Here is a 21,937-nt window from a genome sequence, read left to right as displayed (position 1 = left end):
GCGACGTGCGATCAAGCCCGTACACGATCAGGCCGTGTTCCCGAAGGTCCCGGCGGCAGTGTCATGGTCAGCCCGGAGCCCAAGTGCGGTCCGCCGCCGAGTGGTACACACCGGCGATCCGCTGGGGGTAGGAGCCGGCGTCGATGATGGTCTGGGACCATGCGTCGAGGTGCTCCAGCAGTTCGTCCAGGTCGTCACCGAGCGCGGCCAGCAGCGGTAGTTCGAGCTCATCGGTGCGGACTTCGATCTCTTCGCGGAATGCCCGGCCGGCGGTGGTGAGCTTCTCGTCGGCGGTCATGAGCCCGCGTTTCCGCAGTCGGGCGAAGCCGGCGTCCATGCCAGCGTCGGTCCATCCGCGGGTCGGTGTGTAGGCGCGGGCCGGGAGCCCCCACCATTGTTCGGTCAGCAGGAGGATCTCCACGGAGTCGACGGCGCCGACGGCCCAGGAGATGACGTGGCTGTCACCCCGGTGCTCGCGTCCAGGTCCGCGGCCCGCCACAGGTCAGCCATCGGCCGGCCGGGGAAGCCGAGTGAGCGCAGTCCCGCATGGACGCAGTGGGCAGGCAAGCGCACCTGCTGAACTTCCGTCTGCTCGCCTCGCCGGAACGGCGATTGATGTTCGACGTCAACGACTTCGACGAGACGCTGCCCGGGCCCTGGGAGTGGGACATCAAACGGCTCTCGGCGAGTCTCGTCATCGCGGGCCGGGCGAACGGCTTCGACGACGCCGAGCGCGCCCGCATCGTGAGCGCCACGGTCCGCTCCTACCGCGAGGCGATGATCCGCTTCGCGGGCACGGGCAACCTCGACGTCTGGTACGCGAAGATCGACGCGGACCTCCTCGAGACCCTGGCCGCAGGCCGACTCGACGCAACGAAGCGCGGTCGGAAGAACCTGGCCCGTGCCATGGCGAAAGCCCGCACCCGCGACAGCCTCCAAACTTTCGACAAGCTCACCGAGACGGTCGACGGCAAGCCCAGGATCGCGGCGGATCCCCCGCTGCTCATCCCAGCCGGCGACCTGCTGCCCGACGTTGAACGCAGCGCACCGGAGAGCCAGTTCCGCGGCCTGGTCGAGCGGTACGGCCGCACGCTCGCCTCCGACCGGCGCACGCTCCTGGAGGACTACCGACTCGCCGACGTCGCCCGCAAGGTGGTCGGCGTCGGCAGCGTCGGCACCCGATGCTGGATCTTCCTCCTCCTCGGCCGGGACGACCAGGACCCGCTCTTCCTCCAGGCCAAGGAGGCCGACACCTCCGTACTCGCCGAACACGTCGGCACGAGCCGGTACACCAACCAGGGCGAGCGGGTGGTCTCGGGCCAGCGGCTGATGCAGGCCACGAGCGACATCTTCCTCGGCTGGGAGCGGGTGGACGGAATCGACGGCAGGCAACGCGACTTCTACGTCCGCCAGCTGCGCGACTGGAAGGGCATCGCCATGCCGGAGAGGATGCGGCCGAAGGACATGCGGGCGTTCGGCGAACTGTGCGGGACCACCCTGGCTCGTGCCCACGCCCGGTCCGGCGACCGCATCGCGATCGCCGCGTACCTGGGCAGCGGCGACTCGTTCGACCGGGCACTCGCCACATTCGCCGAGGCATACGCCGACCAGAACGAACGCGACCACCAGGCCCTGGTCGACGCCGTGCGCGCGGGCCGACTCCCCGCGAAGGAGCTGCCGGCCGCCTGACTCGGGAGGGGCCGCCGACACCGACCTCTGACAGCACCGCTGATGGACCGTGGTTGGCTCTGCCCTGGTACTAATGGCGTCGACGGGGCGTGGCCAGACTCGACGGCGGGGGCGGGCGTTGCTGGGACGAAGTGCGGAACAGCGGCGAATAGAGCGGATGCTCACCGATTGTCGGCAGGGAGCCAGCAGCAGTCTGCTGCTTCACGGCGAGGCCGGGATCGGCAAGACCACGATGCTCGACTATGCCGCCCAGCGGGCGGACGGCATGCGCGTGCTGCGTGTCGAAGGCATCGAGTCCGAGATGGAGCTCGCCTTCGGCGGACTGCACCAGCTGTTCCTGCCCGTCCTTGACGTCCTCGACCGGCTGCCGACGTCGCAGGCAGCAGCCATGCGAGCGATCTTCGGACTCACCGACGACGCGGTGCGTGATCGCTTCACCGTCGGTCTCGCTGTGCTGTCGATGCTGTCGGAGATCGGCGCCGAGGCCCCGCTTCTCTGCCTGGTCGACGACGTGCAGTGGCTCGACCGGCCGTCCGCAGACGTACTCACCTTCGTCGCCCGCAGGCTGCGCGCCGAGGGCGCCGTGATGCTCTTCGCCGCGCGCGACGGGGCCCATGGCAGCCTGACGAAGGGCCTTCCCCTGCTCCACGTCGAAGGGATCGACCGGGAGGCGGCCGCGGCGCTGATCTCCGGTCTTCCGCCGCACGTCGCGGAATGGATCATCGACCAGGCGCAGGGCAACCCGCTCGCCCTCATCGAGCTCCCAACCGCGCTCACCCCGGCCCAGCGGGCCGGGCAGTTAGGCCCGCTGGCGCTGCCCGAGGCGCCGTCCCCGCTGCGGGGCCGGTTGCAGGACGCCCTCGCGGGGCAGATCGGCCGCCTTCCCGAAGCCACCCGGACCATGCTCGTGGTGTCCGCGGCGGACGACACCGGGAATCTGCCCTTGGTGCTGAGCGCGGCACGCCGGTGTGGCGCCGCGATCGAAGACATGGAGCCCGCCGAACGCGCCGGGCTCGTCTCCCTGTCCGGGGAGGTGCTGCGCTTCAGGCACCCCCTCGTCCGGTATGCGGCCTACCAAGGGTCCCCGCTCGCTCGGCGCATCGCCGCCCACGAAGCGCTGGCGGCGACGCTGGACACCGCCCGACACGCGCACCGGCGCGCCTGGCACCTGGCCGCCGCGGCGACGGGCCCGGACGAACGGGTCGCCGACGAACTGGAGCACGTCGCCGAGTGGGCCGGCAGCCGCCAGGCGATGGCGTCCGCGTCCGCCGCCTACGAGCGGGCCGCCCAGCTCACCGAGGACCCGAAGCGGCGGGCGCGGCTCCTGATCAGCGCGGCCCAGAAGGCCGGCGAAGCCGGCCAGGACGAGCGCTGCGGTGCCCTGGCCGACCAGGTGCCGCTTCCCCTGCAGGATCCCGGGATGGCGGCGGACTTCGCCCGCGTGCGAGCCGTCGTCGAGCTCGGCTGCGGCAGCCCGGCGACCGCCGGTCGCATCCTGGGCGAATGCGCGGACGTCATCGCGCCCAGTCGCCCCGACAAGCTCGCCTCCCTCCTGACCGACGCGGTCCACGCGGCCTTCTCCTCGGGGAACGCCGCCCTGATAGGCGAGATCGCGGCCCGCGGTCCGGACCTGTCAGTGCTGGCCGTGCCCGCCCTCCTGCTCAACGGCGAGGTGCCCGGCGCCCTGGACTCCCTGCGCGAACTCGTACGGGCCTGTCGGCTGCCCGGCAGTGGGCTCATGGACCAGCTGATGACCGGGATCTACTGCCACTTGGTCGCCGACCACACGGAGGCGCACGAGATCGCCACCGCAGCGGTCGCCCGCTGCCGCGAGCAGGGCATCAGCGGGTGGCTGCCCACCACGCTGCACCTGCTCGCGGAAGCCGAACTGGCGCTCGGCTGGTTCGATCAGGCATATGCGCACGCCGCCGAGGGACTCCGGCTCGCCGACTACTACGATCTGGCCCACCGAGCCGCCCATCTGCGCGCCGTACTGGCGACGCTCGCCGCCGCCCGGGGCTGCGAGGAAGAGGCCCGCTCCCTGGCGGAGCAAGCCTTGGAATACACCCGCCCGCGCGGCGTCGGGCGGGGCACGGCGAATGCCTTGTGGGCACTGGGGCTGCTCGAACTCGGCCTCGGGCGGGCGCAGGCGGCGCTGGAGCATCTTGAGGCGGCGCAGCAGGAAGCGGGCCATCCACTGCTCGCCCGGTTCCTGCTGCCCGACCTCGCCGAAGCCGCGGTGCGCGCCGGCCATCCGGAGCGGGCGAAGGAGCCCGCGCGCCGACTCGCGGACTGGGCGGCTGCCGTGAGCCGGCCGCCCGTCGCCGCGATGGCCCACCGCTGCGCGGCCCTGACCGGCCCGGACAGCGAGGCCGAGGACCACTTCGCGGGGGCCGTACGTCTCCACGCGGACGGCGGCGACTTCGAACGGGCCCGCACCGAGCTCGTCCACGGGGAATGGCTGCGCCGACTGCGCCGCAACATCGACGCCCGCGCCCACCTCCGCGAGGCGCTGGAGACCTTCGAGAAGCTGGGCGCCGAGCCGTGGGCCCGACGGGCCCGTGCGGAACTGCGGGCCGCGGGCGAGACCCATGACCCGGCCGGTCCCACGGACGGACGGCTCAGCCGGCTGAGCCCGCAGGAGCGCGAGGTCGTACGGCTCGCCGCCACCGGGGCGACCAATCGCGAGATCGCCGCGCAGCTCTTCCTGAGCCCTCGCACGGTCGGGCACCACCTCTACCGCGCCTTCCCCAAGCTCGGCATCAGTTCCCGCACCGAACTGGCCTCGCTCCTTGCCTCATGACGGCCTCATGACTCGGGCGCCGAGTAGATCATCCGGATCTCGGCGGTCCGGTAGCCGGCCCGGGCGAAGGCCGCGGCCATCGGCGCATTGCCCGTATCCGTAGTGGCGGTGATCAGTTCGGCGCCCGCCTCCGCGTGCACCCGGGTGATCTCGGCGAGCACGTCGTCGACGTAGCCCCGGCCGCGGAACTCCGGGACGACTCCCAGGTAGCCGACGTTGCGGTGGTAGGGCGTCGCCGATGGGATCGCAAGGCCCGCGATCTCTCCGTCGGCGGTGTGCGCAAGCCGCCACCACTCGCGCTTGCCGGGGCAGCCCAGGTAGAAGTCCATCTCGTCCCGGGCGGTGGCGGCCGCGCCCTTGGCCGCCAGGTTCCTGCGGGTCTCACGGTCCAGGCTGCCCTGGGCGATGCGCCGGAAGACCTCCAGGAACTCCTCGTCCGTGGCTTCGGCGAAGGTGAGCCGGCGGCTGGAGCGCGGCACCCCGGAGCCGGGACTCCACTCCAGGCGCAGCCGTTCCACCTCGTCCGTGAGACCGGCCGCCAGCACCGCCTCGCGCCGCCAGGCCAGGGCGGCGCTGGCGGCCGGGTCCTCACGCCAGGCGTTCGGCAACGTCAGGATGTACAGCGGCAGTTTGCGCGCGCCCTGCTCGGCGAACGCCCGCAGGCCGGCGGCGAGGAGTTCGGCCGCGACGGCCGTGCGGTCGACGACCGAGGCGTCGACGTACAGGCAGTCCAGGGCGACCGGGTGCTCACTGGACGACTGTCCCCACCACAGGGCCCGGGCCACCACCCGGTCGCCGTCCTCGGCGATCCAGGTCCACTCCGGCCGGTACATTCCCCGGCCGAGTTCATCGCGATAACGGTCGGCGTCGATCCAGCCGACGGGTTCGTCGACCGTCACGGCGACGATGCGATCGAGGTCAGCCTCGGTCGTGGGACGAATCAACATGTGCCCTCCCTTACTGCTTGACGTAGGTCGTGATCGACACGCCGGTGTTGAAGACCTGGGAGCCGGTGAGGGTGAACTCGGCCGGTTCGAAGGGAGCGTGGAACAGCGGGATGCCGGAGCCGAGGACGACCGGGTAGCGCTTGATGATCAGCTCGTCGATCTCACCCATCAGCTGACCGGCGAGCCTTGCGCCGCCGCACAGCCAGATGTCCATCCCCTCCTGCTGCTTGAGCTCACGGACGAACTCCACCGGGTCACCGGAGAGGACTTCCACGTCGGGGTCGAGCCGGGTCAGCGTGCGGGAGAACACGTACTGCTTGAGGTGGGAGTAGGGGCTGGTCACTCCGATGGCCAAACCGGGGTCGTAGGTGCCGCGGCCCATCAGGACCGTGTCGAACTTCTTGTTCGCCACGTCGGCGACCCCCAGCGGCTCGCGCGCGTGGGACGGCATGGTCTCGGGGTATGTGGCCAGGACCGCGGCCGCCAGGTCACCCTCGAAGGCGAAGAAGTCGAACTGGCCGTCCGGGGATGCGATGAAGCCGTCGATGCTGGAGGCGATGTAATAGGTGAGCTGACGCATGTGAGCCCGCTTTCGATTGATCGCTACGGATGGGCAGAGGGGGCATACGGGTCCGGCGGAGCGAACGCGACAGGTGCTGGAACGCCCGGATCGCGTGAGTCACGCCTGTGGCTGGGCTGCAAACCCCGTGCAGGTGGTGCGCGCCGTACACCGCACCGGGCTGTGCCTGGTGCGGCCACGGGGTCGGGGCGGGGATTGGAACGAGGTTCGGTGGGCGTGGACCCGCGGGACCGTGAACTCGGCAGGCATCGCAACTCCTTGACACTTGGCTGACGCGTCAGATCGCATGGGTTCCGGAGCGGTGGCCGAAGAGCCTGCCGCCTGGTGTCGGTCGGGTGACGTCATGAACGCTAGGCCGGTCACACCAGACCGGCATCGGGTACCTCGACTTAACCTGACCGGTCACGGTCGGACGGGCATGGGGAGACGTGGGCGCACATTGAGGCCAGGGCCGGGCCGCACTGCCGCTTCACCGGCGTATGGCACCGTTCAGAAGGATCACGCACAGCAGTTCCACCGCTGGTCAGGATGCGAGCTTCGTGTGTGAACAGGCAGACCCTGACGCGAACTTCGTCACTGCCGACGGGGTTCTTCATTGCTCCCGACCCCCACCGCGCTCGCACCCTGTTCCCGGGGCTGCAAACAGAACCGTGACCGGACGAGAGCAGAGGGCGCATCCCTGGACCATGTTTCGGCTCGGCCTTCGAGGCAAGAGGCCAGGCCGCCCCGTGCAAGCACTTGCATGAGCAGCCGATCCCCCGCCAGAAGCTGCTGGCGGAACGGATCCAGCACACATGAGGCCGGGAAACCCCGTGAACGCGCGAGAACTACGGAGGGGTGTTTCCCAGGCCAGACATCCCGCAGGGGATGTTTCCGCAGGTCACAGGCTCACTCAGGGAAAACTCCTAAAGCGGGTGTCGCAGGTTCGAATCCTGCCGGGGGCACAGCCAGGGAAGGGCCGGCTCAGGAGGGGTTTCCTCCCAGGCTGGCCCTTCGTCGTTTTCGGGGTCGTGCCACAGGCGTGCCACTAGAGTCCACGCGGAGTCCACACCCTCAGCCGGAGGCCCCTCCCCCGCCGTCGCGGATCATGCCCCGAGCTTGTCAGCGATAGCCCTGTCACGGTCACTGGTCATGTGCTGGTGGATCAGCGCGGCCCGAGAGCTGCTGTGCCCCATGCGCGTCATCAGCTCCCGCGTGCTGGCCCCCCGGCCGTGGAGGCCAGAGTGTTGCCCGTGTGGCGCAGGTCGTGGAGGTGCAGCTCGGTCGTGAGCGAAGAGTCGGCCGTTCTGCAGCTCGGCCTGAGCGCGGCGGACGGTGACGGTCAATCCCCCCAGGTCGATGTCACGGCGCCGCAGGGCCGCCAGTTCCCCGAACCGCAGGGTGGTGAAGGCGGCCAGGAGCACGAGCAGCCGGTAGCGCGGCGCGATCGAGTCGGCGATGGCGAAGACCTCCGCCACCGTGAAATCCCAGCTCACCAAGATCCCCGACAACACCCAGGGCAAGAAGACAGCTCTTGACTCGCCCATTGAGACTCCACCGACCTCGTGGATGTCTGCGCATAGCAACGCCCATCTCTCCGTTGGCGTCACGTAGGGCGTAGGAGATGTTGCGGATGGTGATCAACGGAGGTGAAGCTGAGCTGGATGCACCGGATCCCAGCGAGCGCGGACGGAACCGCGCAGGTCGCGGTGCGCGAGGAGAGCGTGCGATGCGGATGATGATGAAGGCCCGCATGGACACCCAGATGTCTAATCAGGTGACGAAGGGCGGAGCGATGCCCAACTCGCTGAAGTCAGTGATGGAGCGGCTGAAGCCGGAGGCCGCCTACTTCACCCCTGAGGGCGGGCGCTCCATGATTCTCGTGTTCGACATGCAGGACACCTCGCAGTTGCCCTCCATCGCCGATCCGTTCTTCCAGGAGATGGGCGCGGAGGTCACATTTGAGCCGGTGATGAACCTCGACGATTTGCAGAGGGGCCTTGCTGCCCTGAAGTAGCAGAGCTGACCTCAGCAACCGCATGCTGAAGGCCCCTTATGACGGGGCCCACGGTGGCTGACGGACGGCGCACGAGAGAACGGCCCCCGACCGATTTACCTGGTCAGGGGCCGTCCATCTGCGGAGGCGGTGGGATTTGAATCCACGGCGACATCGCTGCGACGAACGGTTTTCAAGATCGCTGACGGCTTGACTCGGCCACGGAGACTCCGTCGACCACACGCCCTAGCACACCCAACTCATGCTCCAAACCGAGGGCCTTGACTTGCTAGCCCCTCGACGGGGATAGCGTAGGGCGGCCCCGATCGCCTGGCCGGTGAGGCGGTCACCGCGTGGCCCATACGGGCTCCGAGGCGGCCACAGCGGCTCGGCGATGCCCACCGGGTGACGTCTCAGGCGCCGGGCGCCCGGTAATCCACCTCCTGGTGGACCGCCTCGTCGATCTCCTCGGCCGTCAGCAGCGCGACCGTGTTGGTGCGCACGCCACCGGCTGCCGATGTGACCAGCCCCAGGGCCGCGGCGGAGGTGTTGCCCGGCAGGTCCGCCGTGAGGTAGAAGTCCTCCTCGCCGAGTGCCCAGTACGCCGATTCGAGCCGGCCGCCCATGCTCTGAACCAAGCGCTCGACGACCTCACGGCGCGTGGTGCCGCCCTCTTCGAGCAGGCCCTTCAGTCCGTCCACGGTCAACTTGACCTTGAAGAGATACTTCGGCATGGGTTTCCGCCTTTCACGTCTCGCATGGCTCTCGCGTCTGTCGCGTATGTCTCGGTAATCACCCTCATCCACATTCTCCTTATTCCTCCGCGTCCGCGCCGCGAGGTCCGCCGCCATACGGCTTACGCCCCGGCCAAGGCGCGGGTCAGCTCGCCGACACGCACGACCACCAGCACAAAATCGTCGACAGCAGAATCGACTCGCGGGCCAGGCGCTCGGCGACCCCGTAGCGCTGCATGTGACCGTAAACGCAGCGGATGCATCCGACGTCGACGCCCTGGTGGCTTCATTCTTCGCGCATGACTTCGGCGCCGAACCGGCAAGCAGCTTCCACATGCTGTGCGCCTGCTGCAGCGAGGGCCGGGTCGACTGGAATAAGGCCGGCGCCCCGACACACGGCGGCTCACAGACTGTCTGGCTGGCCGCTCCTGAGACCGAGGCCCGGCAGCTACTGGATACGTGGGCGGCAGGCGGCGAACGCGGCTGGAACGGATTGGAGCTGTTTGGTTGAGCCTCCAGGGAGTGAGCGCTGTTCGAGGCGAACGACCCGTGCCATTCATATGCCAGAAGTGGTGGGGAACCACGGGGAACCGCGGGAATTCGCCCCAGGCGAGACCAGGCCTCCGACACCGCTCCGCCTCAGGTCAGTTCAGCAACTGTCGCCAAAGAACCCAAGCTTCCCAAGCTGAGGACCACTCCCCGACGTCCGGATCAGCTGCCCTCCTGGGAACCAAACCAGCCGAGGAATTTCGCCATCTGTGCTGCAACAGCGAAGGCGCCAGCAAACGCAGCAGCCCCCCAGCGAATTGATGGCCATGGTTCCTCTCCACAGGCCATCGCCACCACTCCGGCGAGGAGTGCACAGACAGCAGACGCGAGGAGAATGATTGCAACGTAGTGCGACTTGCAGTCACGAGCGCTCATCTTCGGACGGTCCTAACTTCGAGGTGACCGTCTCGGCGCGCAGGTGCACCAGGAGACGGCCGTAGCCAATCTCTGATGCCCTACGCAGTCGCTCGTCTGCGCTCTCCCGACCGTCAAAGCGGCTTATGCTCATTACCGGTGCCCCGGGAGACTCGGGGAGGCACATGGGGACGTTAGCGTCTATCCGGTCTGCGTTGCAACAGCCGCCCGTTGGGAGCCTTTGGCGGGGGACCCGTGAGCTGGATAGCAGTGAAGGCAGCATCCCCTAGACGACCGGCAACGCCCCCGCACGACCCCCGTAGCCCTGCTAGGGGCGTGTATGACCTCCAGTGACAAGGCCTCTAGGAGGTCTACGGGATAAAGGCCTCTGACATCCACGGCTGACATCAACGACGCCGGACGGAGGCATACGCCAGCGCTTCTGCCTGGCCGCCGCACCAGTTGGTGACGGCAGCCGGTGCGGGCACGGATCGAACTCCTGAAGCGGGTGTCGCAGGTTCGAATCCTGCCGGGGGCACAGAGCTAAGGGCCAGTTCAGAGGCTTGATCCTCTCGAACTGGCCCTTTCGCATGATCACGGTCATGCCACACGGTCACGGCCGTTGACCATGTGCTGCACTCCCCGGTGTGTCGAAGAGCCCCGGCGGCCCCGGCAGCCACGGCCGCGTCCATGTCGGCACCAACGGACGCGGCCTCCGGTACGGCAACCCGCCCTGCCCCCAACACCCGAGCGGCGCCGCGGACACAACCGCCTGCGGCCCCGCCATGGCCGAGGGACCTCGCGCAGGCCTTGGGCGCGTCACTTCATGGGATCGCCTGTCGGCGTGAGTCAGTTCGTCACGCGGAAGGTGGCGTCGCTGCGGGCCGTCGTGGTGGTGATCGGGTCGAGGCGGAGTTCGTAGGCGTAGTGGCGGATGTACCGGTCGGGGTGGCTGTACGACTGGAAGGACGACCATGTCGGGTCGGCGAGGCCGGCGACCTGGCGGAAGGTGGCGTCCGCGGCGAACCGGGTGGTGCCGTCGTTGTAGGCCAGCTGGAAGTCGTAGTTGGAGTGCCGCAGGAAGTGGCCGGGGAAGTTCACCGACTCGAAGGAGACGGTGCCCGAGCCCGCCAGGCCGGGCCTCAGCCGGAACTGGGCGTCCGGGCCCGTGACGTTCTGGTCGATGCGCACGTCGAAGTTGGCGTGCCGTACGTACCGGTCCTGGAAGTTGAACGACTGGAGCCGCTTGGCCGGGGTGTTGGCCCAGCGTGAGAGCACGCGGCTCTCCTCGGCGGCCGTCAGGTTGAGGATCGAGCCGTGGCGCTTCTTCGTCCCGCCCAGGTTGTAGCTTCCTGACGCCGGGAGCCGGTAGGTGCCGACGGCGGAGGGGTTGGTCGTCGTGACCGGCATGTAGCCGCGTCCGGAGGCGTACTGGTCGAGGTACAGGGTCCACTCGTTGCGGTCCCTGAACTTCATCCACATCGGGCCTTCGACCTGGGAGCCGGTCAGGCCGATGCCGGAGAGGTTGCCGAGGTTGGTCCACGTACCGAGGATCGAGTTGCTGCCTTCGAGCGTGATCTGGCCGTCGCCGGATGCTCGTACGTAACGGAAGTCACCGACGCCGGACGGCACCTCGACGATCTGGGTGTCGATGATGTTCTGGGTGCCAGGGCGGTCGATGTAGAGCTGCGGGGTGGTGATGGTGCGGAAGTCGGTGGTGCGGGCGTAGTAGATGCGGTGCTTGAGCACGCCGTCCCGGGTCGCGTTCGTCGCCCAGTACAGGACGTAGTCGTTGGTCTCGGGGTTCCAGATCGCTTCCGGCGCCCAGGCGTTGCGCCCGTCGGGGATCGCGCCGGCGACGTTGAGCAGCCGCGGCTGCGACCAGGTGACCAGGTCCGTGGACTCCCACACCACGAGGTTGCGGCTGGCGTTGTTCACGGAGTCGTCCCATGACTGCCCGCAGCCGATGCACAGGTCGGTCGCGATGATCCAGTACTTGTCACCGCCGGGGGCTCTGACCAGTGCGGGGTCGCGCACCCCACGCGTTCCCACCGTGGAACGCAGGGTCATCCCGCCGCCGTTGAGGTCACTCCAGTTCAGGCCGTCCGTGCTGTGCGAGAAGTAGATCTGCTGACCGGTCGAACCCTCCCCGATGAAGTGCGTCATCAGGTAGCCCGGGTCGGCGGCGGCGGCCCGGTCAGGTGTGGTCAGGGCCTGGCCTGTGAAGAGGAGGCAGGCGGCGAGCGATATCGCCGACAGCCTGGAGAGAAGCGCGCGCATGTGCATTTCCCCTGTCTTTGTCTGACTTTCCGGTGCCCCCGTCGCTGCGCCGAGGGCGTCGACTCACTTGCCGCCGTCGCGGCTCTCAGCAGTGCCCGTCAGGTCTTCCGGCGTGCCGTCATGGTCCGCTGGATCAGGATGAAGGCGCACAGCAGCACTCCCGTGGCGATCTTCGTCCACCAGGAGCTGAGCGTCCCCTCGAACGTGATGACGCTCTTGATCAGGCCGAGCACCAGCACCCCGAAGAGCGTGCCCAGCACATACCCGGAACCGCCGGTCAGCAGGGTGCCGCCGATGACCACGGCGGCGATGGCGTCGAGTTCCATGCCGACGGCGTGCAGCGGGTCGCCCGACTGGATGTAGAGCATGAACAGCAGACCAGCCAGGGCCGAGCAGAAGCCGCTCACCGTGTACACGGCGATCTTCGTGCCGCCCAGCGGAAGGCCCATGAGCAGGGCCGACTGCTCGTTGCCGCCGATGGCGTACACACGGCGTCCGAAGCGGGTGTAGTGGAGCACGTAGCAGGCGACGGCGAGGACGACCAGGGCCACGAGGGCGCCGATCGACAGTTCCCCCATGCCGAGCGACACTCGCGTCTGGGCCAGGGTGCCCACCGAGGCGTCGCTGATGGAGATGGACTCCTTGCTGATGACCAGGCACAGCCCGCGGAAGAGGAAGAGCCCGGCGAGCGTGACGATGAAGGGCTGGATCTCGAAGTTGTGGATCACATAGCCCATCAGGAAGCCGCCGAAGGCGCCTACGGCCAGTGCGAGGGGGACGACCAGGAGCAGCGGCAGTCCCTGGCGTTCCACCAGCCACGCCGTGAACATGGTGGTGAAGCCGATCATCGAGCCCACGGACAGGTCGATGCCGCCCGACATGATGACGAAGGTGGCACCGATGGCGGCGACCAGCAGATAGCCGTTGTCGATGAACAGGTTGAGGAACACCTGAGGTTCGGCGAAGCCGTAGTTCTGGTACCGGCTGAGGCCACCGACGTACATGGCGATGAACAGGGCGGCCGTGACCAGGACGGGCAGACGCCGGTCGCCGAGCAGGCGCGCGGCACGGGCACGGGAGGCGGTGCTGCCGCGCGGAGCCGCCTTGGGGGTCTGGGCGGTCGCGCTCATCGCGACACCTCCATCTTCGGGGCGGCGTCGGCCGCCGGAGCGGGCTCCACCGGGGCGGCGTCCCGGCGCGGGCCCTTGGGGCCCTTCGCGCCGAAGACCTTGGCCCGGAACTTCGGGGACTGCAGCAGGCAGACGACGATGACGACGGCGGCCTTGAAGACCAGGTTGGTCTGGGTCGGCACGCCGATGGTGTAGATCGTGGTGGTCAGGGTCTGGATGACAAGGGCGCCGACCACCGTGCCGCCGATGGAGAACCGGCCGCCGAGCAGGGAGGTACCGCCGATCACCACGGCGAGGATCGCGTCGAGTTCGATCCACAGACCGGCGTTGTTGCCGTCCGCGGCCGAGGTGTTGGAGCTGATCATCAGGCCCGCGATGCCCGCGCACAGCGCGCAGAACATGTAGACCATGATCTTGATGCGCGTGGACCTGATGCCGACCAGGCGGCTGGCCTCGGCGTTGCCGCCGACCGACTCGACCAGCAGGCCGAGCGCCGTGCGGCGGGTCAGCGCCACGGTGACGGCCACCACCGCGGCCACCACGAAGACGGAGAAGGGCAGGGTCAGCCAGTAGCCGCCGCCGATCAGCCTGTACGGCTCGCTGTTGATGGTGATGATCTGGCCGTCGGTGATCAGCTGGGCGACACCTCGGCCCGCGACCATGATGATGAGGGTCGCGATGATGGGCTGGATTCCCATCCTGGCCACCAGGAAGCCGTTCCACAGACCGCAGACGACCGCGGCCACCAGCCCGATGCCCATCGCCAGAAACACCGCGGACAAGGTGTTCTGGTCGGCCTGGTCGCTGATGTACGAACAGGTCAGGGCGCCGGTGATGGCGACCACGGCACCGACGGAGAGATCGATGCCGCCGGTGGCGATGACCAGGGTCATGCCGACCGCGACCAGGATCAGCGGTGAGCCGAACAGCACGATGGAGACGAGGCTGCCGTAGAGGTGGCCGTCCGTCATGTTGATCGAGAAGAAGTCGGGCGTGAAGGGGACGTTGACGAGCAACAGGGCGATCAGGACCGCGACCGGCCAGAACAGGTGGTGATGCGTCAGTGCTCGCCAGCGGGAGGTGGTGGTCACTGGTGTTCTCCGCTCGCGATGGTCTCGAGGATCCTGCTGGTGGTGATCTCCGGCCCGTTGGTCAGCCGCGCCACCAGCCGGCGGTCGCGCAGCACTCCGATGGTGTGGCTGAGCCGGAGCACCTCCTCCAGTTCGGCCGCGATGTACAGCACCGACATGCCGTCCTCGGAGAGGGACACCACCAGTTTCTGGATCTCCGTCTTGGCGCCGATGTCGATGCCGCGCGTCGGCTCGTCCAGGATCAGCAACTTCGGCTGAGTGATCAGCCAGCGGGCGAGCAGTACCTTCTGCTGGTTGCCGCCGCTGAGCCGGCCGACGCGGGCCTCCGGGTCGGCGGGGCGGATGTCCAGTGCCTTGATGTACGTGGCGACGAGTGCGTCGCGCTGGGAGGCCGGGATGGGCCGGGTCCAGCCGCGGGCCGCCTGGAGAGCGAGGATGATGTTCTCGCGCACCGTCAGGTCGGGGACCAGGCCCTCGCTCTTGCGGTTCTCCGAGCAGAACGCCACACCGGCCTCGATGGCGTCGTTCGGGGCGCTCATCGAGACCTGCTTGCCGCCGATGGTCACCTTGCCGCTGTCGGGCTGGTCGGCTCCGAACAGCAGCCGGGCGAGTTCGGTGCGGCCCGATCCCAGCAGGCCGGCGAGTCCGAGCACCTCACCCTTGTTGATCTCCAGGTCGAAGGGGGCGACCCCGCCGGTGCGGCCGAGCCCCTCGGCCTTGACCAGTGTGTCGCCGACGTCGGAGCGCATCTGGTGCTCGTGCAGTTCCTCGAGCTGGTCCAGGGCCTTGCCGATCATCAGCTCGATCAGCCCGACCTGGTCGAGGTCGCGGACCAGGTGCTCGCCGACCAGGGTGCCGTTGCGCAGGATGGTCATCCGGTCGCAGACCTCGTAGATTTGGTCGAGGAAGTGCGACACGAACAGGATCGCGACGCCCTCGTCCCTCAACTGCCGCATCAGGCGGAACAGTTCGAGTACCTCGTCGCGGTCGAGGCTGGAGGTCGGCTCGTCGAGGACCAGCACCTTGGTGCCGAGTCCCGCGCCGTCCCGGGCTCCGGTGCCCACCGACCGTACGATCGCGACCAGTTGCTGCACGGCCAACGGGTACGAGGACAGCGGCGCGGCGACGTCGATGTCGAGTCCGAGCCGGTCGACCAGCTCCGCCGCCTCCTTGCGCATCCGCTTCCACTGGATGCGGCCGGCGCGGGTGGGTTCGCGTCCGATGAAGATGTTCTCCGCCACCGACAGGTTGGGGCAGAGGTTGACCTCCTGGTAGACCGTGCTGATGCCGGCCTGCTGCGCCTGCAGCGGGCTGCCGAACCGTACGGATTCGCCGTCCAGGGTGATCGTGCCGCCGTCCAGGGAGTAGACGCCCGTCAGCACCTTGATGAGGGTGGACTTCCCCGCACCGTTCTCGCCCATCAAGGCGTGGATCTCGCCGGGGAAGAGCCGGAAGTCGACGCCCGACAGAGCACGTACCCCCGGAAACCCTTTGACTATGCCCGTCATCTCCAGGACGGGTTGCGGCTCTGCCATGGCAGCGCTCCTCGTGAATGGTCCAGGTCCGCAGGGAGCCTCCCGGCCGAGGGATGTCGGCCGGCCGGAGGCTCCCGCCGGTGGGGACGGTCGGTCAGTACTTGCGGGTGGGGAGCGCGTCCTTGGCCTGGTCCTGCATGAAGTCGCTCTCCTTGGTCTTGATCCAGCGTTCGACCGTCTCGCCGTCCTTGACCTTCTTCACGACCTCCATCAACTGCGGGCCGAGCAGCGGGTTGCACTCGACGATTGCGTTGATCTTGCCTTCGGACATGGCGACGAAGCCGTCCTTCACGCCGTCGATGGAGACGATGAGGATGTCCTTGCCGGGCTTCTTGCCGGCCGCCTCGATGGACTGGATGGCGCCGATGGCCATGTCGTCGTTGTGCGCGAAGAGCACGTTGATGTCCGGGTTGGACTGGAGGAAGGCCGCCATGACCTGCTTGCCGCCGGCCCGGGTGAAGTCACCGGTCTGGCTGACGACGACCTTCCAGTCGTCCGCGTGGTCCGCGTCCATGACCTCCTTGAAGCCCTTGGCGCGCTCGATCGCGGGGGCGGCGCCGGTGGTGCCCTCCAGCTGGGCGATCTTCACGGCGCCCTTGTGGCCTGCCTTCTCCAGGACCTTCTCCAGGATCTTGGCGGCGCGCCGGCCCTCGTCGGTGAAGTCGGAGCCCACCAGGGTCACGTACAGGGAGTCGTCGGAGGTCTCGACGGAGCGGTCGGTGAGGACCACCGGGATCTTCGCGGCCTTGGCCTCCTTGAGCACCGCGTCCCAACCCGTGACGACCACCGGCGAGAAGGCGATGACGTCGACCTTCTGCGCGATGTAGTTGCGGATCGCGGAGATCTGGTTCTCCTGCTTCTGCTGGGCGTCGGAGAACTTGAGGGTGTACCCCGCGTCCTTCGCGGCCGACTTCACCGAGTCGCTGTTGGCGGTGCGCCAGCCGCTCTCCGAGCCGACCTGGGAGAAGCCGAGGGTGATCGCCTTGCTGCCGCTGCCGGCGGCGGCGGCGGTGTTGCCGTCCTCCTTGGCGCAGGCCGCGAGTCCGGTCGCAGCCGCCACACCGACCGCGGCGGTGAGGAAGTTTCTTCTGCTGAGCATGCTTGATCTCCTTCGTTGAGCCGGCCCGGGGAGGGGACTCGGTTGCTGCGGCTTCTGACGTTCCGTCGGAAACCAGGGGGTGATGCCGTTCTGCGGACCGACCAACGTTCGAAATATTGAACATGCGTGGCGCGTGCCGTCAGAGGGTGGTCAGGGTGGAGTGCGGCCGGGAACGGCCGGACGCAGAGGGCGGGGAGCCGGCGAGGTGCTCGGCACCGGAGGAGCAGATCGGCGGGCAGGGCGGGATCGGGGAGGGGCCGGCGAAGTGGTCGTGGCGCTGATGTCGCCCGGCCGACGCGGGCGACGGGTCCGGGCTCGATGACGACCGGAGGTGCTCCGGTCGGGCCGCACCCTCGTTCCACTCCTCGACGGCTCCAGGAGCAGGGCGCGGCTTCACTCCGCCACTGCGAAGAGGCCCTGGCGGACCGCGCTCAGCAGAGGTGCCGAGAACTCCGGCTCCGGGGCGCGAACCCGGACCCGGCGGCGTCGCAGGGAGTACGGGCGCTCACTTCGCCCGGCTTTCGCAAGGAGAGGTGCGGTCTAATCGTTGGCCGCAACCCGCCAGGGAGGTGCTGCTGTGCGCCGGATGTGCCACGGCCGTACCTCCCTCAAGTGGTCAGTGATGGGGAGGTCATATGAGCGCCCGCCGTCCCCCCTGGTCAAGAGGTTGCGCGAGAAGCAGGCCATCACGTTTGGGTAACGCGGGGCAGCGGGCGAGGGTGACGGCCTGCCGGTCGCCCGGCGCGCGAAAGCGCCTTCTTCGGCGGAGATATTGACGCTCGGCAGGCAGGGCCATACCTTTCGATCGCTGAACGAAGTATCGAACTCTGTGCGATATCCCGGACGATCGGCCCGTTAGCGGCCTCCTTGCACGCTGGTCCGGGTCGGAGCCGCGAAATGAGGGCACCGTCATGACGGCGACACATCCGGCAGCACCGCGGTCCGTGCGACCCGTCCCTGCCTGCTACCGCCCACGGGACGGGATCGCGAACGCCGGACGCCTCGCGCCCGGACCACGGCACGGCTCGGCTTGGGGCGGCGCCCCTCATCGCACGGTGCGCACCTGAGGAGCGGGGCATCGGGCGCAGGCTGAGGCTGCACAACCGGATTCAGCTCCGGACGCTGTCTCGCCTGCCATGACCAGCGCATGCCTGGCGATCCGCCGCGCGAGCGGGCGCGGACGGGCACGTCGCAGTCTGTGACGCCGGGCGCCCTCGCGATACGGATTCAGCACACATGAGGCCGGGAAGCCCCATGAACACATGGGAACCACGGAGGGGTGCTTCCCCGGGCCAGGCGCCCGGCAGTCGACGTTTCCGCAGGTCACAACCTCGCCCCAGGGAAACTCCTTAAAGCGGGTGTCGCAGGTTCGAATCCTGCCGGGGCACACGTAGAAGGGCCGGCTCAGGAAGGGTTTCCTCCCAAGCCGGCCCTTAGCCGTTCCAGGCGCCGTGCCACACGCGTGCCACTGGGTCCGCTCGGCGTCCTCTCCTGAGGGACCTGAGGCCCCTCCCCCACCGCCCCGGATCATGGCACCGAGTCGGTCGGCGATGGCCCGGTCCCGGCCGCTGGGCGTCAGTCTTGGTCGCGTGTGTCTTCTCGGCCGGACGCGGTTGCCCCGTCGCCGGGTCCCGCTGGCCGGCCTGCCGGTAATGACGCCTCAGTGACCGCGTCCCGTCTGGTCCAGTCGGTCGCCACCGTGTCGCCTGTCAGCTCGCCTGATCCGCCGCCTTCATTCGGGCCTCGATGTTCTTGCCCACGGAGTCCAGTACCTCCGCATTTTCGTCCACTGCCTGCTTCTGGTACGCGTAATCGACCGCGTACCAGACCCCCACGACGTTGTGTTCCTTGCGGCATTCGGAGTCGGCGGTGGCTACCTGGATCTCCCGCTGGGTCGGCATGGGCGTCTTGCTCCACGCCTTGTCCCCCAGGGCATCCAGTGGATCCTTGTAGGAGAATCCGCGTTCTTTCATGCAGGCCGACCACTTGCGGAACACCGCCTGTGTGCGTTCGTCCTGCCGGGAGCGTTCCAGCGTCTGAAACTTCAGGTCGATCGCGAGTTGGTGGTCACCGATCGAACCGTCTGCCTTGCCGGTGAGCGTCTTGGCGGCCTCGCCGAGGCAGCCGTGATCAGGAACCTTCCGACCGTTGATCTCCTGCCCGCCCGGACCGTACTTCTTGGCCTTGTCGCTGGTGCCCCGCAGGGCGGTCATCGCCTCCGGGGTCTCCTGCCCTCCGGGCTTGCCCCAGGGGACGCCGTCTCCCTTCGGCGCGCCGCCCTCGGGGTGGTAACCCCACTGGGCGGCCCGTTGCGCGTCCTGTGGTCCGTAACGGCCGTCGATGCGGGTCTTGGGCCCTTCGTCGTTCGGTTGGGCGGTGACGGACGGCAGGGAGTAGGTGAGTCCGAAGCGCTTCATGCACTGGGACACGAGGGAGCTCTGTGCCTTCGTGAGGGCTTCCAGTTGATCGCCGGTAAGGAGGTAGGCGTCCAGCGGGAGCGGTTTGTCGTTGGCCGACTGGAGGACCGGGGTTGCGGAGACGTCCGGAACGCTGTTCTCCGCGGCGGCCGAGCCCTCTTCCCCTTCACCGGACCTGGAGCAGCCGGTCAGCAGGAGGGGGACGGCGACGAGGAATACGCCGGTATGGCGGAGGGGGCGGCAGACGCGCGAGAACACAGTCATGGGCTCTTCTCATGAGGGCCGGCGGATATGGTACGTGCACGCGCTGGTCTTTTGCCATGTGCAAATGGCTGAAGACCAGCGCGCACTGGGAATGATTCCGGTCAGCCTTCGACGCGGCCCGAGGCGTTGTTGTTCTTCAGGCTGGAGTTCAGGTCTTTCGACTCCCACGGAAGAATGGTCTGGCAGGCGACTGAACAGTTGTAGCTGCTGTTGTAATAGACCACGAATTTGTACGGCTGCCAGCTGTCCACCGCAGCGGCATGGTTCTTCACTACCGTCCCGGAGCCGGCGCTGCCGTGGTAGCCGCTGCTGAAGTAGCGGCCCGAGTAGTCGGCGACGTCGTAGCGCTGGATGAACACCGCTCCAAAGTCATAGCTGCTGGAGTTGTAGTAAAGGCAGACCTCACCCGACTTGCAATCGGACGCTACGGCGGCCGCCGGCGGAGCCGTGACCAGCCCCGCGGCGAGAACGCCACCAAGGACGGCACTGGTCGAAACGACTCTCTTGAACCTCATGTCACTCCTCTCAGTCGCTGCCGGACTTACCGGCGCGAGAAAGGGAGGGTTCCACGCCCCCCGGGGTGGTACATGAACTCCTGGGCGTTGACTAACCGCGGAGCTCAGTGATCAAGATAGGTCTGATGATTAGGACATGTCAACGGTTTTTCGAGCTTCCAGTCCCGTCCGAGACATTAGGCAGCTTCTTCTGGTCAGCACCCCGTGTCGTGGAAGTTGGCGAGAAATATGGCATTGATCGGGCCATTATTCTCACCGGGAGGGGAACCGGCAGGGTGACCTTCGCGCATATCGAGTCGATGTGGAATGCATGATTCCTGCGAAAGGGCGTGCCCTGTATGGCCTGTCCGCACGAGGGTCGTATGCCTTGAGAGGCTATGCAGCCTGGGGACGCAGGGGCGAATTTGGCCGGGGCCGCCATTGACGGCGAAGAGACCTCGCCTTCTCCACCGTACTCACGCACGCTCCGAAAGGAGGCAGGCCGGATCGCGTGGCCACCGCGTTGACACGGACCGTCGCCGGACGTTGACTGGCGGTACAGCGCAGGACCATGCCACTCCCGGACACACGGCGAAGCATCCGCCCCACCCGCCTCGCCCAGACCCCCCAGGAAACCCACCTACAGGACAGCAGCGAGGCGGCCATGACGACCGTTGCACGGACGGTCAGGAACACGGCGCAGACGATGATGAAGGGCAGGGTCACGGAAGACTCGGCCAGGTCACCCGCATCAGGCGAGTGCAGCGCCGAGGCAGGATCGACCGGGTCTTCGGAAGCCTGAAACAGGCCGTCGAGAACACCAAGGACGCCGTCAGGCGGAACGGAAGCACCGATGATGTACGACCAGACACGCGCCCAGCAGCCCGCGGGCCAAACCCGGGGCCCCGCCGAACGCCGCGCCCCGGGCCCAGAGCCGCTGCTCCCGCCGACCGAAAGGGACAAGATCCTCCTGCGCCTCCGGCACGCCCTCAACACCTTCGCCGACACTCCGCGCGAGGCGCTGGAAGAGGCCGAGAAGGCCTACGACGAAGCCACCGCCCAGCTCGTGGACGCCCTCGCGGAACGGCGGCGTCTCCTGCGTGCCGGATGGCAGGACCAGGCCCCCGGAACGGAGTCCGACGAACTCCGGCACGCGCTGAGGCAGTACCGGGAGATCACCCAGCGGCTGCTCCAGCTCTAGGCGGCCGCTGACTCCGCGCTGCTGCGGAGCGCGGAGCAGCGCGGACAGCACCGCGGGAATCTCGCACACCGGCCCTCACGCCGGACCCGAGTACCCCGGGCCACTACGACGACCGGCTGTTTCCGTGCGTCACCGAACCCCGTCACCCCTGCTCTTCTCGCTCCGCGCGGCGCGGCGTCGTGGTGGCTGCCAGGCACAGGCCGGCAACGCACAGCACGGCGGCCGTGATGGCGGCCGGGGTGCTGTGGGGCCCGTGAATGGACCAGGCCCACGGTTCCGGGGTGTTGTCCCAGCGCACGCCCGCCAGCAGGGTGGGGCCGAACATCGCCAGCGGTGGGAGCCAGGCCAGGCCGCTGCCGAACAGGCGGGCCCCGATCATGGCGAGTCCGAGGTAGCCCGCGACATTGCGGACGGCGGCCACGGTGACCTCGGCGGACGCGCCGGCCGCCATCGGCAGGACGGCCAGCAGCGTCGCGTAGAGCAGGACGGCGGTCATGTGGACCGCCCGGTGGCGGCGCATCGGCTGGGCCGCGGTGTGCTCCAGGTCGGCCATCGGCGAGAACGTCGTGGTCGCGAGGACCACCGCGTGGACGACGGGCACGACGGCCGCCAACGGCACGCTGTAGTCCGTCAGATGGCGCAGCTGGGGCAGCGGCACCTGCTGGCCGGCGTACACGGTGGCCGCGACGGCGACGACCAGTGCGACCAGCGCCGCGCGCGGCACGTTGCGGCTGCGGCCGTAGGCGAGGAGGGCGCGCAGGCCCGGCGAGGCGACGGAGGAGGCACTCTTCATCT

17 protein-coding genes and 1 pseudogene are annotated in these 21,937 nt (G+C 68.3%); 5 read left to right on the top strand and 13 right to left on the bottom strand.

The window, feature by feature from the left end; all coding sequences use genetic code 11:
* Positions 1–67: 67 nt before the first annotated feature.
* A complete protein-coding gene (locus IO24_RS40680) occupies positions 68–499 on the bottom strand; it encodes a helix-turn-helix domain-containing protein (RefSeq protein ID WP_051905916.1) in 432 nt (143 codons plus the stop codon).
* A gap of 47 nt (positions 500–546) precedes the next feature.
* Here IO24_RS40680 and IO24_RS0115815 point away from each other — a divergent pair, with 47 nt between their 5' ends.
* Together IO24_RS0115815 and IO24_RS0115810 are read left to right on the top strand one after the other, a co-directional pair.
* A complete protein-coding gene (locus IO24_RS0115815) occupies positions 547–1,689 on the top strand; it encodes a DUF2252 domain-containing protein (protein ID WP_234335216.1) in 1,143 nt (380 codons plus the stop codon).
* 73 nt (positions 1,690–1,762) lie between these two features.
* Positions 1,763–4,492 (top strand): ATP-binding protein, encoded by a 2,730-nt coding sequence (locus tag IO24_RS0115810; protein ID WP_045296191.1) that lies wholly within the window; start codon positions 1,763–1,765, stop codon positions 4,490–4,492.
* A 5-nt stretch (positions 4,493–4,497) separates the two neighbouring features.
* Here IO24_RS0115810 and IO24_RS0115805 read toward each other — a convergent pair whose 3' ends face one another.
* The 3 genes and pseudogenes from IO24_RS0115805 to IO24_RS40675 all read right to left on the bottom strand — a co-directional run.
* Complete coding sequence (locus IO24_RS0115805; RefSeq protein ID WP_031136198.1) at positions 4,498–5,439, bottom strand: GNAT family N-acetyltransferase; 942 nt, start codon at positions 5,437–5,439, stop codon at positions 4,498–4,500.
* Between the two features lie 10 nt (positions 5,440–5,449).
* Positions 5,450–6,019, bottom strand: a complete 570-nt coding sequence (locus IO24_RS0115800; protein ID WP_031136195.1) for a dihydrofolate reductase family protein — start codon at positions 6,017–6,019, stop codon at positions 5,450–5,452.
* Between the two features lie 1,053 nt (positions 6,020–7,072).
* A pseudogene (locus tag IO24_RS40675) lies at positions 7,073–7,479 on the bottom strand (site-specific integrase); the annotation flags it as partial.
* A gap of 152 nt (positions 7,480–7,631) precedes the next feature.
* On the opposite strand from IO24_RS40675, the gene IO24_RS0115790 reads away from it, so the two are divergent.
* Complete coding sequence (locus IO24_RS0115790) at positions 7,632–8,015, top strand: hypothetical protein (RefSeq protein ID WP_338055572.1); 384 nt, start codon at positions 7,632–7,634, stop codon at positions 8,013–8,015.
* Positions 8,016–8,407: 392 nt separating this feature from the next.
* Here the strand turns inward: IO24_RS0115790 and IO24_RS0115785 are convergent, their stop codons facing one another.
* On the bottom strand, positions 8,408–8,728 hold the full coding sequence (locus tag IO24_RS0115785; protein WP_031136191.1) for a GYD domain-containing protein: 321 nt from the start codon (positions 8,726–8,728) through the stop codon (positions 8,408–8,410).
* 238 nt (positions 8,729–8,966) lie between these two features.
* On the opposite strand from IO24_RS0115785, the gene IO24_RS45165 reads away from it, so the two are divergent.
* On the top strand, positions 8,967–9,239 hold the full coding sequence (locus tag IO24_RS45165; protein ID WP_157851256.1) for a hypothetical protein: 273 nt from the start codon (positions 8,967–8,969) through the stop codon (positions 9,237–9,239).
* 1,241 nt (positions 9,240–10,480) lie between these two features.
* Here IO24_RS45165 and IO24_RS0115780 read toward each other — a convergent pair.
* The 7 genes from IO24_RS0115780 to IO24_RS0115745 all read right to left on the bottom strand — a co-directional run bounded on the left by IO24_RS0115780 (position 10,481) and on the right by IO24_RS0115745 (position 19,962).
* On the bottom strand, positions 10,481–11,911 hold the full coding sequence (locus tag IO24_RS0115780) for a glycoside hydrolase family 43 protein (protein WP_031136189.1): 1,431 nt from the start codon (positions 11,909–11,911) through the stop codon (positions 10,481–10,483).
* A gap of 98 nt (positions 11,912–12,009) precedes the next feature.
* On the bottom strand, positions 12,010–13,041 hold the full coding sequence (gene yjfF, locus IO24_RS0115775) for a galactofuranose ABC transporter, permease protein YjfF (protein WP_031136188.1): 1,032 nt from the start codon (positions 13,039–13,041) through the stop codon (positions 12,010–12,012).
* Positions 13,038–14,132: an ABC transporter permease gene (locus IO24_RS0115770; RefSeq protein ID WP_031136186.1), complete on the bottom strand. Its 1,095-nt coding sequence runs from the start codon at positions 14,130–14,132 to the stop codon at positions 13,038–13,040. Before IO24_RS0115770 ends, yjfF begins: the two co-directional genes overlap by 4 nt.
* Positions 14,129–15,667 carry a sugar ABC transporter ATP-binding protein gene (locus IO24_RS0115765; RefSeq protein ID WP_031136184.1) on the bottom strand — a complete coding sequence of 513 codons (1,539 nt, stop codon included), beginning with the start codon at positions 15,665–15,667 and terminating at the stop codon, positions 14,129–14,131. The genes IO24_RS0115770 and IO24_RS0115765 overlap by 4 nt, the downstream gene beginning before the upstream one ends.
* Positions 15,668–15,761: 94 nt before the next feature.
* Positions 15,762–16,766, bottom strand: a complete 1,005-nt coding sequence (locus IO24_RS0115760; protein WP_031136182.1) for an ABC transporter substrate-binding protein — start codon at positions 16,764–16,766, stop codon at positions 15,762–15,764.
* A 1,709-nt stretch (positions 16,767–18,475) separates the two neighbouring features.
* Entirely contained in the window at positions 18,476–19,447 is a 972-nt protein-coding gene (locus IO24_RS0115750) for a DUF3558 domain-containing protein (protein WP_051905914.1), read from the bottom strand.
* 101 nt (positions 19,448–19,548) lie between these two features.
* Entirely contained in the window at positions 19,549–19,962 is a 414-nt protein-coding gene (locus IO24_RS0115745) for a hypothetical protein (RefSeq protein ID WP_031136178.1), read from the bottom strand.
* Positions 19,963–20,794: 832 nt separating this feature from the next.
* Between IO24_RS0115745 and IO24_RS0115740 the strand changes: the two genes are divergently transcribed.
* Positions 20,795–21,142, top strand: coding sequence for a hypothetical protein (locus tag IO24_RS0115740; RefSeq protein ID WP_031136176.1), 348 nt, complete (start codon positions 20,795–20,797; stop codon positions 21,140–21,142).
* Between the two features lie 142 nt (positions 21,143–21,284).
* Here IO24_RS0115740 and IO24_RS0115735 read toward each other — a convergent pair whose 3' ends face one another.
* Positions 21,285–21,935, bottom strand: coding sequence for a hypothetical protein (locus IO24_RS0115735; RefSeq protein ID WP_031136174.1), 651 nt, complete (start codon positions 21,933–21,935; stop codon positions 21,285–21,287).
* Positions 21,936–21,937: the final 2 nt, after the last annotated feature.

Origin of the sequence: Streptomyces flavovariabilis (assembly GCF_000725785.1) — a bacterium.
Classification (GTDB): domain Bacteria; phylum Actinomycetota; class Actinomycetes; order Streptomycetales; family Streptomycetaceae; genus Streptomyces; species Streptomyces hawaiiensis.
The sequence above is the reverse complement of the archived record's forward strand: the minus strand, read 5'-3'. Positions and strand labels throughout refer to the sequence as shown.

Bases quoted from the DNA above. Each gene is read 5' to 3' on its own strand.
- IO24_RS0115815 (WP_234335216.1), top strand. From the start codon at position 547: ATGGACGCAGTGGGCAGGCAAGCGCACCTGCTGAACTTCCGTCTGCTC.
- IO24_RS0115810 (WP_045296191.1), top strand. From the start codon at position 1,763: ATGGCGTCGACGGGGCGTGGCCAGACTCGACGGCGGGGGCGGGCGTTG.
- IO24_RS0115805 (WP_031136198.1), bottom strand. From the start codon at position 5,439: ATGTTGATTCGTCCCACGACCGAGGCTGACCTCGATCGCATCGTCGCC.
- IO24_RS0115800 (WP_031136195.1), bottom strand. From the start codon at position 6,019: ATGCGTCAGCTCACCTATTACATCGCCTCCAGCATCGACGGCTTCATC.
- IO24_RS0115790 (WP_338055572.1), top strand. From the start codon at position 7,632: ATGGTGATCAACGGAGGTGAAGCTGAGCTGGATGCACCGGATCCCAGC.
- IO24_RS0115785 (WP_031136191.1), bottom strand. From the start codon at position 8,728: ATGCCGAAGTATCTCTTCAAGGTCAAGTTGACCGTGGACGGACTGAAG.
- IO24_RS0115780 (WP_031136189.1), bottom strand. From the start codon at position 11,911: ATGCGCGCGCTTCTCTCCAGGCTGTCGGCGATATCGCTCGCCGCCTGC.
- yjfF (WP_031136188.1), bottom strand. From the start codon at position 13,041: ATGAGCGCGACCGCCCAGACCCCCAAGGCGGCTCCGCGCGGCAGCACC.
- IO24_RS0115765 (WP_031136184.1), bottom strand. From the start codon at position 15,667: ATGGCAGAGCCGCAACCCGTCCTGGAGATGACGGGCATAGTCAAAGGG.
- IO24_RS0115760 (WP_031136182.1), bottom strand. From the start codon at position 16,766: ATGCTCAGCAGAAGAAACTTCCTCACCGCCGCGGTCGGTGTGGCGGCT.
- IO24_RS0115750 (WP_051905914.1), bottom strand. From the start codon at position 19,447: ATGACTGTGTTCTCGCGCGTCTGCCGCCCCCTCCGCCATACCGGCGTA.
- IO24_RS0115745 (WP_031136178.1), bottom strand. From the start codon at position 19,962: ATGAGGTTCAAGAGAGTCGTTTCGACCAGTGCCGTCCTTGGTGGCGTT.
- IO24_RS0115740 (WP_031136176.1), top strand. From the start codon at position 20,795: ATGATGTACGACCAGACACGCGCCCAGCAGCCCGCGGGCCAAACCCGG.
- IO24_RS0115735 (WP_031136174.1), bottom strand. From the start codon at position 21,935: ATGAAGAGTGCCTCCTCCGTCGCCTCGCCGGGCCTGCGCGCCCTCCTC.